The sequence below is a fragment of the Rathayibacter sp. AY1D2 genome (assembly GCF_002932695.1).
In the GTDB taxonomy this organism is placed as follows: Bacteria; Actinomycetota; Actinomycetes; order Actinomycetales; family Microbacteriaceae; genus Rathayibacter.
In genome coordinates this window covers 45,971-59,525 of record NZ_PSVX01000016.1, presented here as the reverse complement: position 1 = coordinate 59,525, position 13,555 = coordinate 45,971, and the positions used below count along the sequence as shown (strand labels likewise).

The following is a 13,555-nucleotide window of genomic DNA, read 5'->3' as shown; positions in this document are numbered from 1 at the left end:
GCCGATGAGGTAGGTCTCGCCGATCTCGCCGCGGTCGATGATGGCCCAGACGCCGGTGTTGTGGTCGTCGACGTGGATCCAGTCGCGGACGTTGGCGCCGGTGCCGTAGAGCTTGGGGCGGATGCCGTCGATGGCGTTGGTGATCTGGCGGGGGATGAACTTCTCGACGTGCTGGTAGGGGCCGTAGTTGTTGGAGCAGTTGGAGATCGTGGCGCGCACGCCGAAGGAGCGCACCCAGGCGCGCACGAGGAGGTCGCTGGCGGCTTTGGTCGAGGAGTAGGGGCTGGAGGGGTTGTAGGGGGTGTGCTCGGTGAAGCGCGCGAGGTCCTCGAGCTCGAGGTCGCCGTACACCTCGTCCGTCGAGATGTGGTGGTACCGCACGTCGTGCCGGCGCACCGCCTCGAGCAGGGCGGCGGTCCCGAGGATGTTCGTCGCCAGAAACGGCGCCGGATCCTCCAGGGAGTTGTCGTTGTGCGACTCCGCGGCGAAATGCACCACCAGATCCGACTCCCGGACCAGCCGGTCGACGAGCGGGGCGTCGGCGACGTCGCCCTCGACGAAGGTGATCCGGTCCGACACCGGCGCTACCGAGCGGAGGTCGCCGGCGTAGGTGAGCTTGTCGAGCACGGTGATCCGGACGTCGGGGCGCTCGCGCAGGGTGAGGTGGACGAAGTTGCTGCCGATGAAGCCGGCACCGCCGGTGACGAGGATCCGCACGAGTGCTCCTACTGGTTCGAGGAAGGGACGAAAGGCGTCGGACGCCCGGGTCGCGATCGACGACACGGGCGGACTCCGGTGGGCGCTCAGACGGAGGATGATCCCCGCGCGAGAGCGGGCAGCTGCTGGAGGTAGGCGCCGTATCCGCTCTTGACCAGCGGTGCGGCGAGCTCGGCGAGGCGGGTGTCGTCGATCCAGGAGTTGCGCCAGGCGATCTCCTCGATGCAGCCGATCTTGAATCCCTGCCTCTGCTCGATCACGCGCACGAACTCCGTCGCCTCGATCATGGAATCGAAGGTCCCGGTGTCGAGCCAGGCCGTTCCCCGATCGAGCACCTGGACAGTGAGAGCACCGGCCTCGAGATACCGCTCGTTGACCGTCGATATCTCCAGTTCGCCGCGCGCGGACGGCTTGATGCTCTTGGCTATCCCGATCACGGAGTTGTCGTAGAAGTAGAGGCCGGGAACAGCGAAGGTGCTCTTCGGAGAAGAGGGCTTCTCCTCGATGGAGACGGCTCGGAAGTGCTCGTCGAACTCGACGACTCCGTAGGCGCGCGGGTCGGCGACCTGGTAGGCGAAGATGACGGCGCCCTCGATCGTGGTGTTCGCCGCGAGGGCGGTGCCCAGGGCGGTGCCGTGGAAGATGTTGTCGCCCAGGACCAGGGCGACCGACTCGTCGCCGATGAACTCCTCGCCGATCAGGAACGCCTGCGCGAGCCCGTCGGGGGAGGGCTGCACGGCGTACTCGATCCGCATGCCCAGGCTCGACCCGTCGCCCAGCAGTGCGCGGAACTGGTCGTTGTACTCGGGGGTCGTGATCACGAGGACCTCGTCGATCCCGGCCATCATCAGCGTCGACAGCGGGTAGTAGATCATCGGCTTGTCGTAGATCGGCATCAGCTGCTTCGAGATGCCCTTGGTGATCGGCCACAACCGCGACCCCGAACCACCCGCGAGGATGATGCCCCTCACAGATGAAGCCCTCTCGACACAGGAGCGGCGGAGGCACGGAGCGGTTCCTGAGCGGAGCAGGTCCCGCCGGCGGCGGCTGCCGGAGGAGAGGAGATGAGCACGGGCGTAACCGTAGCAAGGTCACGTTTCGCCGAAATCACAGGAGGCCCCGTCAGGCCCTGTTTCGGCCTCTGGAGCGTCCCCCGGAGAGGGTAGCTGGAGAAGGAGAATGAGTCACCGACGGTTGCTCTGCCTCTCCGCGTCTCATTCCTGCTTCTGTGGGGAGTGCTTCTCCTCTCTCATTCCTGAGCGGAGTACTTCTCCTCGGTGGCGGCCTTCGCGGGGCGCCACCAGTCCTCGTTGGCGCGGTACCAGTCGATGGTGGCGGCGAGTCCGGCGTCGAAGTCGGTGTAGCGGGGGCGCCAGTCGAGTTCGGTGCGCAGGCGGGTGGAGTCGATGGCGTAGCGGAGGTCGTGTCCGGCGCGGTCGGTGACGTGGTCGAAGGCGTCCTCGGGTTGTCCGAAGGCGGTGAGGATGCGGGTGACGACGTCGAGGTTGCTCTTCTCGCCGTCGGCGCCGATGAGGTAGGTCTCGCCGATCTCGCCGCGGTCGATGATGGCCCAGACGCCGGTGTTGTGGTCGTCGACGTGGATCCAGTCGCGGACGTTGGCGCCAGTGCCGTAGAGCTTGGGGCGGATGCCGTCGATGGCGTTGGTGATCTGGCGGGGGATGAACTTCTCGACGTGCTGGTAGGGGCCGTAGTTGTTGGAGCAGTTGGAGATCGTGGCGCGCACGCCGAAGGAGCGCACCCAGGCGCGCACGAGGAGGTCGCTGGCGGCTTTGGTCGAGGAGTAGGGGCTGGAGGGGTTGTAGGGGGTGTGCTCGGTGAAGCGCGCGGGGTCCTCGAGCTCGAGGTCGCCGTACACCTCGTCCGTCGAGATGTGGTGGTACCGCACGTCGTGCGCGCGCACCGCCTGCAGGAGCGCGAAGGTGCCGATGACGTTCGTCGCGAGGAAGGGCGTCGGGTCGTGCAGGGAGTTGTCGTTGTGCGACTCCGCGGCGAAATGAACCACCAGATCCGCGTCGGCGACCAGCCGGTCCACCAGCTCGGCGTCGGCGACGTCGCCCTCGACCAGCCGCACTCGGTCGGCGACGGGGGCGAGGGAGTCGCGGCTGCCCGCGTAGGTGAGCTTGTCGAGCACGGTGATCCGCGCGTCGGGACGCTCGCGCAGGGTGAGGTGGACGAAGTTGCTGCCGATGAAGCCGGCACCGCCGGTGACGAGGATCCGCACGGGTTCTCCTGGAGGTCGGGAAGGTCGGGGGAGGCCGGGCTCAGCGGCCCGCGTTCACGCCTTCGAGGCTGAGCAGGCGGTGGAGGTAGGCGCCGTATCCGCTCTTGACCAGCGGTGCGGCGAGCTCGGCGAGGCGGGTGTCGTCGATCCAGGAGTTGCGCCAGGCGATCTCCTCGATGCAGCCGATCTTGAACCCCTGCCTCTGCTCGATCACGCGCACGAACTCGGTCGCCTCGATCATGGAATCGAAGGTCCCGGTGTCGAGCCAGGCCGTTCCCCGGTCGAGGACCTGGACGTTCAGCCGCCCCGCCTCGAGGTAGCGCTCGTTGATCGTCGAGATCTCGAGCTCGCCGCGGGCCGAGGGCGTGATCGTCTTCGCGATCGCCACGACGTCGTTGTCGTAGAAGTAGAGGCCGGGAACGGCGTAGTTGCTCCGCGGCTGCTCGGGCTTCTCCTCGATGGAGACGGCTCGGAAGTGCTCGTCGAACTCGACGACTCCGTAGGCGCGCGGGTCGGCGACCTGGTAGGCGAAGATGACGGCGCCCTCGATCGTGGTGTTTGCCGCGAGGGCGGTGCCCAGGGCGGTGCCGTGGAAGATGTTGTCGCCCAGGACCAGGGCGACGGACTCGTCGCCGATGAACTCCTCGCCGATCAGGAACGCCTGCGCGAGCCCGTCGGGGGAGGGCTGCACGGCGTACTCGATCCGCATGCCCAGGCTCGACCCGTCGCCCAGCAGGGCGCGGAACTGGTCGTTGTACTCGGGGGTCGTGATCACGAGGACCTCGTCGATCCCGGCCATCATCAGCGTCGACAGCGGGTAGTAGATCATCGGCTTGTCGTAGATCGGCATCAGCTGCTTCGAGATGCCCTTGGTGATCGGCCACAACCGCGACCCCGAACCACCCGCGAGGACGATGCCCCTCATCGGAGCAGCCCCGGGTGAGGAGCGGCGGCGGGGGTCCGCTGCACCGCCGAGGGGAGCGTGAAGATCTGCGGGGAGAGGGTCACGGAGCCGACTCTATCGGCGGCGCCTCGGTGCCTCCGCATGCCGGTGCAGCGGGCGCGGAACCCGTGGCGGGGACTGACGGTCGAGCGACCGCTGCCGACGCGATCCGACTCCGTGAGCGGCGCGCACGCCGCCTCCGCGTCCGTATCGCGCCTCCCACTCGGAGGCCGCCGGGCACGGGGATAACTTCTCCGACGTCCGCGGCTCCGCCTGCCGCGACGGAGAGAGGTACCGCCCTGTGCACGAGGTCATCGACCAGCGGGACTCCGCGCTCCTTACGTCTCCCGGTCCCTGCCGCCGATTCCCCCTGACGGGGGGAGTCCGCCCGTGCTGACCATCGGGATCGTCGCCCTTGATGCCTGGCACGCGGCTCCGCTCGAGCGCGCCTGGCGCCGCCAGGGACACCGCGTGGTCGTGGTGACCGGTGACCCGGAGGGGTTCAGCGGGGCGGAGCTCCGCACCAGCGTGCTCGCCCGCTTCCTCGAGCCCGCCGGCCGGAGGGGCGCCGGGTCCGTCGGGCTCGCCGTCGTCACGCGCAGGGCCCGCCGACTGCTCGCCGCGGAGCGGCCCGACCTCGTGGTGGCTCTCCCGGGGACGGCCGTGGAGCTCGCCGGGCTCGCTCCGACGACCGTCCTCCTGGCCGACGACCTCCCGGCGCTCCCGCGCCTCCGGTTCGAGGAGGAGCGCCGCGGTGCTGTCGTCGTCACCCCGACGGAGCGGCTCGCGTCCGCCCTCGCGGGAACGGTCGTGCCCCTGGGCCTGCCGGACGCGTCGTTCCCGACACCGTCCGCCCCCGACGGGCCCCTCCGCTTCGCCGCCGTGGGAGCCTCCGGTCTCGACCGGGGCGCCGAGCGGCTCGATCTCCTCGCCCGGCTGGACGGCACCGAGTACGTCACCGTGATCGACGACGGCGGCGGCATCGCCGACGACCTCGCGTCGGGGCTGCGCTCCGTCGGCGAGCAGGACCGCGACGGCGTCGTCGAGGTGCTCCGCCACTCCCACGTGTACGCCCACCTGACGCCGTCGACGACCGGCGCGGCCGCCGGACTCGACGCGCTGGCGAGCGGGCTGCCGGTCCTCGCGATCGAGTCGAGCGTCCTGGCCGATCTCTGCGCGGCGGGGGCGGGCGTGGTCCTCTCCGACGACGCGACGCGCGAGGAGTACGAGGACGCCCTCCATCGGCTCCGGCGCGAGTGGACGGCTCTCTCCCGGGGAGCCGCCGAGCTCGCGCGGGAGCGCCCGTGGTCCGTCGCGGCCGAGGAGATCCTCGCCCTCGCGGAGGGACGCGTCCGTGTCGCCTGAACCGGTCCCGGCTGTCGGCGCCTCCGCCGACGCGATGCTGCCGAACGCCGTCGCCCTGCGCCTGGCCGCCGTGCTGGTGCAGTACACCCTGCGGACGCACGGCGTCCGCAGCCTCGTGGTGAAGGGCGAGGGTCTGCACCGCCAGGGGATCCGCGCGCCGATGACGTCGGCCGACGTCGACCTCTGGGTCGACCCCGAGCGCTTCGACGAGGCTCTCGGGCTGCTCGCCTCGATGGGCTGGCGCCGCCGCGCCGAGGCTCTCAGCTGGACGCTCTTCGTCGACCACTCGATCACGCTCGTCCACCCCTCGTGGCCGTGCGACGTCGACGTCCACCGCTCCTTCCCGGGTGCCTTCGAGGAGGAGCGGATCGTCTTCGACCGCCTCTGGGCGGCCGCCGAGGATCTGCCGCTGAGCGACGAGACCCTGCGGATCCCCGGACGCGCGCACCACCTCGTGCTGCACGCCCTGCACCAGCTGCGCAGCGCGCGCTCCGCTTCGGCGACCACGGCGCTGGCGGTTCTGAAGGCGCACGGCGCCGGCCTTCCGAGCGAGGAGCGCGAGGCGATCCGCGACGCGGCCGTCGAGCTCGGCGCGCAGACGCCGATGACGGAGCTCCTCACCTCCTGGGGAGTCCCCTCCGCGCCCGAGGAGCGCTACCGGCACGCCCAGACTCTCTGGGACGTGCGCCGCAGCTCCGACCGGCACACCTTCAACTGGCTGCACGCCGTGGCGTCCGCTCCCTGGCGCCTGAAGGGAGGCCTGCTGCTGAGAGCCGCCTTCCCCACCCGCGCGGATCTCGAGGCGAGCCATCCCGAGGCGACGACGGTCCGGCGTCGGCTCCGGCTCCGGGGGGAGCGGACCCTGCGGGCGCTCCGAGGCCTCCCCTCCGCCCTCACCGGTTTCGCCCGGGTGGCGCTGAGCGGCCGCAGCGAGGAGCAGGGCCCGGCGTCCTCGTTCGAGGCGATCGCGGTGGCCACGGCGCCGGTGAGCGACCTCCCGGCCTCGTCCGACCCCGCGGCGAGCGCCGTGCATCCGGTGGAGGCCTCCGCCGAGGCGCAGGGTGGCAGCGCGCCGCCGGCGCAGCGCTTCGCCGTCGAGCGCACGGACCGTCAGGTCTACGTGCTCGACCTGTCCCGCCCGTCGGTGCCCCCGATCGTGCTCTCGCTGAGCGCCGCCTCGGTCTTCGAGGCCGCGATCCGGCAGCGCCGGCCCCGGGACGAGGTCGTCGACCTCCTCGCCGATCACTACGACGTCGACCCCGGGACGATGGGCCGCGACGTCGACGCCGTCCTGGCCGAACTCGACGTCCGCTTCCCGGGCGCGGTTCCCGACGGGGCACTCTCATGAGGGCCGCCCGTTCCCGATCCCTGCGGATCCTGCACGTCCTCGACTCCTTCGAGGACGGGGGCGCGCAGCGTGTGGCCCTCTCCCTGGGTGCGTGGAGCCGCGAGCACGGCTGCGAGACCGCCTACTGGGGGCGTCCCGGGCCGCTCAGCGACCGCGCCGCGCAGGAGTCGCCCGTCTTCGTGGTGCCGAGACCCGGACAGGGCTTCGCGGCCGATCTGCGCGAGATCGCACTCGCCGTCCGCCGGTTCCGCCCGCACGTCCTGCACGCCCACCAGCGCCGCGAGGCTCTGCTGGCCCTCCTCGTCGGCGCCGCGCTCGGTGTCCCCGTGGTCGAGCACGCGCACACCGAGCTGCCCGGGATCGACCGTCGAGCGCTCTCCTTCCGCTCCCGGCGGGTGTTCGCCGTCTCCGCCTCCGTGGGGCGGATGGTCGTCGAGGGCTACGGCCGCCCGCAGGAGCGCGTCGTGGTCACCGGCAACGCCCCGGCGAACGTCACCGCGGAGCCCGCGCTCGCGCCGGAACTCGCCGAGCCGGTCGTCCGCGTCCTCGGCATCGGGCGGCTCGCGGAGCAGAAGGACCCGATCCGCTTCCTCGCGGCAGTCGAGGCCCTCGCCCGGGTCCGGCCCGTCACCGGCACCTGGCTCGGCGACGGTCCGATGCTGCCGGTGCTGCGCGAGCGAGCCCGGGGGGCCGGAGTGGTCGACTTCGCCGGTCCGTCGGCGGACGTGACCGGAGCGCTGGACGCGGCGCACCTCCTCCTGTCGACCTCGCGGTGGGAGGGGACTCCGCTCGTGATGCTGGAGGCGATGGCCCGCCGTCGCCCGGTCGTGGCGACCGACGTCGGCGGTGTGGGCGAGTTGCTCGCCGACGGTCGGGGCCTCCTGCTCCCCGCCGACGCCGACGGGGAGCGGATCGCCGAGCTCGTCGCCGCCGCTCTGGAGCGACCCGAGGGGCTCCTGATGCAGGCCGACCGCGCGAAGGCGTGGGTGGACGAGGCCGCCTCGCCCGACGCCGTCTTCGGACCCGTCGTCGCCGCCTACCGCGAGCTCGGGGGCCGACGGTGAGCGGGGGCGTGCACTCGGTGACCGTCGTGGCTCCCTGCTACAACGCGATCGCCCGGCTCGACGGCTTCCTCGCGCGGCTCGCACTCACTCTCGGACCGGGGATGCGGGTCGTCCTCGTCGACGACGCGTCCTCGGACGGCACGGCGGAGGTGCTCGAGAAGTGGGCCGAGGGACGCGAGGACGCCCGGGTCCTGCTCCTCGAGCAGAACGGCGGCGTCGCTGCCGCCCGGAACCGCGCCCTCGACGGCATCGACTCCGAGTTCGTCTGGTTCGTGGACGTCGACGACGAATGGGACACGGAGATCCTCCGGACCCTCACCGCCGAGGCCGAGCGGACGGCAGCCGACGTCGTCGCCTGCCGGGCGCTCTACCGCACCCGGCAGTCGACCTCCGGACGCGTGATCGACGGGCTCGACCGGCGCGAACTGGTCTCGTCCGAACTCGCTCTCGAGCGGATGGCGTCCGGGCGCCTGCACGGCTTCCTCTGGAACAAGCTCTTCCGCCGCACCGTCCTGCAGGAGGAGCTCTTCCCGCGCTTGAGCTCCCAGTCCGACTTCGTCGGTGTGCTGCGGGCGGTCCAGGCGTCGGAACGGGTGCTCTTCGTGCCGGAGATCCTCTATTCCTACGTCCACACGGCGTCCTCGATCACCCGTCGGCGCGACCCGGACCTCCGGAACCTCCTGGTCTGCGCCGAGGAGATGCGCTCGGCGCTCGCCCGTACGTTCGAGGAGGTGCCGCGCCCGCTGTCGGACTGGTTCACGACCTGGTTCTACGCCGTCCCCGTCGCGCTCACCCCGATCCGCCAGAACTCCGACCCAGTGCTCGTCGAGACCGGAGTCCGACTCGGATCGGAGGCGTTGCGGCACGTCCGTGTGCTCCGCTCCGCGCGGACGCCGCGGCTGCTCGTCCTGGGGCTGGTGCTCAAGCACGTCCCCGCCGCCTTCACGGCGCTCAGCCGGATCCTCTACGCCGTGCACGACACCCGCCGCCGGCTCTCCGATCGGAGGAGCACCCGATGGACGACGTGACCGTCCCCGTGCACGCCGCCGCGACCGGCCCCTTCCGCACCTCCGCTCCGTTCCCTCCCTCCCGCACCGACCCCCGAGGAGCACCGGCATGACCTCCTACATCACCGGCCGCATCGAGCGGATGCCGGCCAGCATCACCACGCTCGACGAGGCGGCGGAGGCCGTGCTCGAGCTGTCCCGGAGCGGCCGCGACGAGCTGGTTGTCACGCCGAACACCGACCACTTCGTGCGCTGGAAGCACTCCGGCGAGTTCCGGCGGTACTACGGCCGGGCGTCCCTCGTGGTGCTCGACGGGGCGCCTCTGGTCTGGCTGGCCCGCTCGTACGGCCACCGCACGGCGAGCCGCGTGACGGGCATCGACCTCTTCACCGAGGTCTGCCGCCGCGCGGCGCTCGAGGGTGCGCCGGTCGCTCTCATCGGCGGACGCCCCGGAGTCGGCGATCGCGCAGCCGCCGAGCTGCAGCAGCGCTTCGCCGGGCTCCAGGTTCCGGTCGTCGTCTCGCCGGAGCCGGCCGAGCTCGCGGACGACGCCTACCTCGCCCGCCTCTCCTCGACTCTGCGCACGGCCGACGTCCGCATCGTCGCGCTCTGCCTCGGCTCCCCCAAGCAGGAGGAGGTCCGCGAGCGCCTGCTCGCCGTCGGTGGCACGGGAGCGGTGTGCCTCGGCGTCGGCGCCGCCGTGGACTTCCTCGCCGGCGAGATCCCGCGGGCGCCGCTCGTGGTGCAGCGCCTCGGCCTCGAGTGGGCGCACCGGCTCAGCCGGGAGCCCGGCAGGCTCTGGCGGCGCTATCTGGGCGACGCCGTGCGGGTGCTGCCGAGCGTGGTCGCGGCCCTCCGCTACCGGGTGCGCCGTGCCGTCCGCTGAGCACGCGGGCGGCGTCGCCGGCGAGAGGCCGCTGGTCCTGGTCTGGAAGCGCGCGTGGCTGCAGGACTCCGAGACGTTCGTCCGCAATCAGATGCACGGACTCGAGCGCTGGCGCGCCCTCGGAGTGGGCCTCGAGCGCACCGGCTCGGGCGTCCTCCACGACCGCACGGACATCGTCCTGCACGATCCGATCACCCCTCGCGGGCGGCGGTCCCTCCTCCTGCGGTGGTTCGGAGTATCACGACGGCTCGACGCGATCGTCGATGAGCACCGGCCCGCCCTCATCCATGCGCACTTCCTCATCGACGCCGTCTCCATCGCCCGGTACGCACGGAGGAGGCGCCTCCCGCTCGTCGTGACGGGGCACGGCTACGACGTGACCAGCTGGCCGCTCGCGACCGGGGCTCCGCGCCTGCTCCGACCTCTCGCCCGCGCTCACCGCGCCCTCGAGGCCCGCGCCGTCTTCCGCACCGCGCACGCGGTGATCGGGGTCTCCCACTTCATCACCGACGGGCTCCTGCGCCTGGGGGCGGACCCGCGGCGCACCGGAGTGGGCTACATCGGCGTCCCGACCTCCCGCCCCGAGGCCGCACCGGCTGCGGAGCGCGCGGGAATCGTCTTCGTCGGACGCCTCACCGACAAGAAGGGCGTCCCGGATCTGCTCGAGGCGGTCGCCGCCCTCCCCGGACCGATCCGCGACGTCCTCCTGACCGTCGTCGGCGACGGCCACCTGCGGGAGGCGCTCGTCGAGCAGGCGGCGAGGCTGAGCCTGCGGGTGACCTTCACCGGCTCCCTGCCCCCCGCCGAGGTCGCCCGCATCCTCGCCGGCGCCGCGGTCTTCTGCGCACCGTCTCGCACCGCGGCGACGGGCGACTCCGAGGGCTTCGGCATGGTCTTCCTCGAGGCCGCGCTCGCAGGCGTCCCTGTCGTCTCGTACCGCCACGGCGGCGTCCCGGAGGCGGTCCAGGACGGCGTCACCGGGCTGCTCGTCCCGGAGGGGGACGTGCCCGGCCTCACCGGGGCGCTCGCCGCCCTGCTCCGGGACCCGGACCGCGCGGAGCGGATGGGCGCGGAGGGGCGGGAGCGCGTGCTCGCCTCGTTCGACCTCGCCGAGCGGATCCGCGACCTCGAGGACCTCTACGACCGGGCGGCCGGCCGATCGATGCCGACGACGACGGACGGAGATCGCGGATGAGCCGCGCCGAGCACCGCGCCGACGATCCGCGACCGGGCCTCCGTCCGGCCTCCGCCGGGCGGGAGAGGTGAGCCTGCGCCGGAGCACCGTCGACGCGACCGCCTGGACGGCGGTCTCGTTCGCCGTCGCGCTCGTCGTGCAGCTCGGGCAGTTCGCGCTCCTGGCGAGACTGCTGGACCCCTCCGAGATGGGGATCATCGCGATCGTCGCCCTGCTCAACGCGTTCGTCGACATCTTCCTCGGCATGGGGGTCGCCCAGGCGATCATCCAGCGCCGGCGGGCGACCAGCTTCGAGCTCTCGTCGGTCTTCTGGCTCAACCTCTCCGTCGGGCTCCTGGTCACCGTCGCCGTCCTCCTGGGTGCCGCACCGATCGCCTCCCTGCTCGGGTCCGCCGCCGCGGCGCCGGTCCTCACCGTCGCCTCGCTCGTGTTCGTGGGCAGCGCAGCCGGGCAGGTGCCGAGAGCGGTGCTCGAGAAGGGGATCCGGTTCCGAGCGGTCGCCGTGTCCGAGACGATCGCTCTCGTCGGCGGCTTCGCCTTGACGGTCTGCCTCGCGGTCTCGGGAGCAGGGGCGCTCTCCTACGCGTGGGGGCTCGTCGCGACCGCGGCTCTGCGGTCCGTGCTCGCCCTCGTGCAGGCTCGGCGCTGGTTCCGACTGCGATTCCGGTTCCGGATCCGCGAGACCGCCCGCTTCCTCTCCTTCGGCGTGTTCCAGACCCTCGACGGCATCGTCAACTACCTGGGCTCGAACGCCGGCTCGCTCGCGATCGGCCGCCTGCTCGGACCGGCCCAGCTGGGCGGATACACCCTGGGATACAACCTCGCCGTGAACCTCCCCGCGAGGGTCAACCCGATCGTGACGCGGGTGATGTTCCCGGTGTTCTCCTCGATCCAGCACGACCGCGAGCGCGTCGCGCGGAACCACCTCCGCGTCACCGCGGTGCTCAGCATGGCGAGCATCCCGCCGCTGATGCTGGTGGCGCTGCGCTCCGAGGAGATCGTGCGACTGTTCTACGGATCCGGCTGGGGCTGGATCGCGGGCATGACGAGCGCACTGACGGTGGTGGGCGCGGTGCGGGCGATCGGCAATCCGGTCGGCTTCATCCTGATGGCGATGGACCGGGTGCGGTTCGGGCTGGTCGTGAACATCGTGAAGACCGCGATCACGGTCCCGATGATCGTCGGCGGGGGAGTGCTGTTCGGACTCGACGGCTTGATCGGCGGGCTGCTGCTCTCGAGCGCTCTCGGCTTCGCCGTCACCTGCGCCGTGCTGCGGGTGGTGCTCGGAGTGCGCCTCGGCGCGTTCCTGCGCGCGTGCGCCGCGGGGCCGCTGCTCGCCGCACCGATGGCGATCGTGCTGCTCCTGCTCCGCCTGATCCCCGAGGGCGCGCCCCTGCGGCTGCTCCCGGTGGAGCTGGCGCTCGCGGGCCTCGTGCTGGGAGCGACCGCCCTCCTGGCGCCGGGGCGCGACATCGCCGAGGCGCGATCGCTCGTCCTGTCGCGACTGCCCGCCCGGCTCCGGCCCGGCTCCGCCGCCCCGGTCGAGGTCGCCGTGGTGCTGGCCGCCGAGGAGCGCTTCGATGGCAGCGGGGGAGCCGTGGCGACCTGGGTCCGCGAGACGGTGTCCCGGTCCTCGCTCCGGATCGCCGTGCACGCGCCGTGGTCGTCGGCGTCACCGGGCGTGGACGTCAGGCCCCATCGTCTGTACCGGCGGATCTACGCGGTCCAGCGGCGCGCGGCACTCCTCCTGGCGCATCGGCGCGACAGCGACCCGGGCGCCGAGCTGCGCCGGCTGTCCTTCGGCGGGCGCTTCTGGCTGCTGGTGCTCGCTCCGTCGCTGCGCCGTGTCCCGACGGTCTGGATCCACAACCGCCCCCGCTACGCCGTGCGCCTGCGCCACCTGGGCTACCGGGGGCGGATCGTCGCGCACCTGCACAACGACCTGCTCGATCACCTGCCGCCCGATCCCGCCGCGGCCCGGCGCTACCTCGACGCGGTCGACGAGTGGATCTTCTGCAGCGAGTTCCTGCGCGCCCGAGCGGTCGACCGGTACGGCCTGATCACCACAGCCGTCCTGTACAACGGGGTCGTCCCTCCGCCCGAGGTCCCGCCGGCGCCGCTCGGCGGGACTGCGGAGGCGGTCTTCGCCGGGCGACTGGTGGCCGAGAAGGGAGCCCGCGAGGCCGTCGAGATCGTGAGGCGGATGCGGACCGAGCACGGCGCCGATCTGCGACTGGTCATCGCCGGCGCATCGGGCCTCGGGGACGATGCGACGCCCACCCCGTACGTCCGAGCGCTCGACGAGGCGGTCGCCACCCTGCCCGGCGCCGTGCGCCGGCTCCCGTTCCTCCGGCACGAGGACCTGCTGGAGCTGTTCGGCTCCTCGGCGCTCCTGCTCTACCCCTGCCGCTGGGACGAGCCGTTCGGGATGGTGGTGGTGGAGGCGCTCTCGCGGGGGATCCCCGTCGTGACGGTCGAGCGCGGAGGCCTCCCCGAGATCCTGCGCACCTCCGACGGAGTGGTCGACGGATCCGTCCTCGTCCCGCCGGGCACGGAGGAGGAGGTCGCGGACGCCGTCCTCGCGGAGCTCCCCGCCCTCATCGCCTCGCTGCGCGATCCCCGGCGACGCGCGGAGGTCGCTGCGGCGTCGCGGCGCCGAGCGGCGGACTTCGGCTGGCCGGGCATCGCCCGCCGCGCGGACGAGTTGCTGGCAGACCCCCGTGGCTGAGGCGCGGGGCCGCCGCGCGCACGCGGATCGACGTTCCGCGCCAAGCCCGTCGAGGCTCGT

Annotated in this window: 11 protein-coding genes; 7 read left to right on the top strand and 4 right to left on the bottom strand. The window is 72.3% G+C overall.

The window, feature by feature from the left end:
* The 4 genes from C5D04_RS06140 to rfbA (C5D04_RS06125) all read right to left on the bottom strand — a co-directional run.
* On the bottom strand, positions 1-717 hold a 717-nt coding region (locus C5D04_RS06140), incomplete at its 3' end, for a dTDP-glucose 4,6-dehydratase (protein WP_104347402.1).
* A gap of 86 nt (positions 718-803) precedes the next feature.
* The gene (gene rfbA, locus C5D04_RS06135; protein WP_104232715.1) at positions 804-1,688 is read right to left on the bottom strand and encodes a glucose-1-phosphate thymidylyltransferase RfbA; all 885 of its coding nucleotides are present in this window, start codon (positions 1,686-1,688) and stop codon (positions 804-806) included.
* Positions 1,689-1,966: 278 nt separating this feature from the next.
* Complete coding sequence (gene rfbB / locus C5D04_RS06130) at positions 1,967-2,959, bottom strand: dTDP-glucose 4,6-dehydratase (protein WP_104232714.1); 993 nt, start codon at positions 2,957-2,959, stop codon at positions 1,967-1,969.
* A 40-nt stretch (positions 2,960-2,999) separates the two neighbouring features.
* On the bottom strand, positions 3,000-3,884 hold the full coding sequence (rfbA, locus tag C5D04_RS06125) for a glucose-1-phosphate thymidylyltransferase RfbA (RefSeq protein WP_104232713.1): 885 nt from the start codon (positions 3,882-3,884) through the stop codon (positions 3,000-3,002).
* Between the two features lie 408 nt (positions 3,885-4,292).
* On the opposite strand from rfbA (C5D04_RS06125), the gene C5D04_RS06120 reads away from it, so the two are divergent.
* The 7 genes from C5D04_RS06120 to C5D04_RS06090 all read left to right on the top strand — a co-directional run bounded on the left by C5D04_RS06120 (position 4,293) and on the right by C5D04_RS06090 (position 13,495).
* Positions 4,293-5,267, top strand: a complete 975-nt coding sequence (locus tag C5D04_RS06120; RefSeq protein ID WP_104232712.1) for a hypothetical protein — start codon at positions 4,293-4,295, stop codon at positions 5,265-5,267.
* Positions 5,257-6,615: a PqqD family peptide modification chaperone gene (locus C5D04_RS06115; protein ID WP_104232711.1), complete on the top strand. Its 1,359-nt coding sequence runs from the start codon at positions 5,257-5,259 to the stop codon at positions 6,613-6,615. Before C5D04_RS06120 ends, C5D04_RS06115 begins: the two co-directional genes overlap by 11 nt.
* A complete protein-coding gene (locus tag C5D04_RS06110; protein ID WP_104232710.1) occupies positions 6,612-7,679 on the top strand; it encodes a glycosyltransferase family 4 protein in 1,068 nt (355 codons plus the stop codon). Before C5D04_RS06115 ends, C5D04_RS06110 begins: the two co-directional genes overlap by 4 nt.
* A gap of 8 nt (positions 7,680-7,687) precedes the next feature.
* The gene (locus C5D04_RS06105; RefSeq protein WP_181137676.1) at positions 7,688-8,707 is read left to right on the top strand and encodes a glycosyltransferase family 2 protein; all 1,020 of its coding nucleotides are present in this window, start codon (positions 7,688-7,690) and stop codon (positions 8,705-8,707) included.
* 88 nt (positions 8,708-8,795) lie between these two features.
* A complete protein-coding gene (locus tag C5D04_RS06100) occupies positions 8,796-9,572 on the top strand; it encodes a WecB/TagA/CpsF family glycosyltransferase (RefSeq protein ID WP_104223015.1) in 777 nt (258 codons plus the stop codon).
* Positions 9,559-10,767 carry a glycosyltransferase gene (locus C5D04_RS06095; protein ID WP_104347400.1) on the top strand — a complete coding sequence of 403 codons (1,209 nt, stop codon included), beginning with the start codon at positions 9,559-9,561 and terminating at the stop codon, positions 10,765-10,767. The genes C5D04_RS06100 and C5D04_RS06095 overlap by 14 nt, the downstream gene beginning before the upstream one ends.
* 67 nt (positions 10,768-10,834) lie before the next feature.
* The gene (locus tag C5D04_RS06090) at positions 10,835-13,495 is read left to right on the top strand and encodes an MOP flippase family protein (protein ID WP_104347399.1); all 2,661 of its coding nucleotides are present in this window, start codon (positions 10,835-10,837) and stop codon (positions 13,493-13,495) included.
* Positions 13,496-13,555 lie beyond the last annotated feature (60 nt).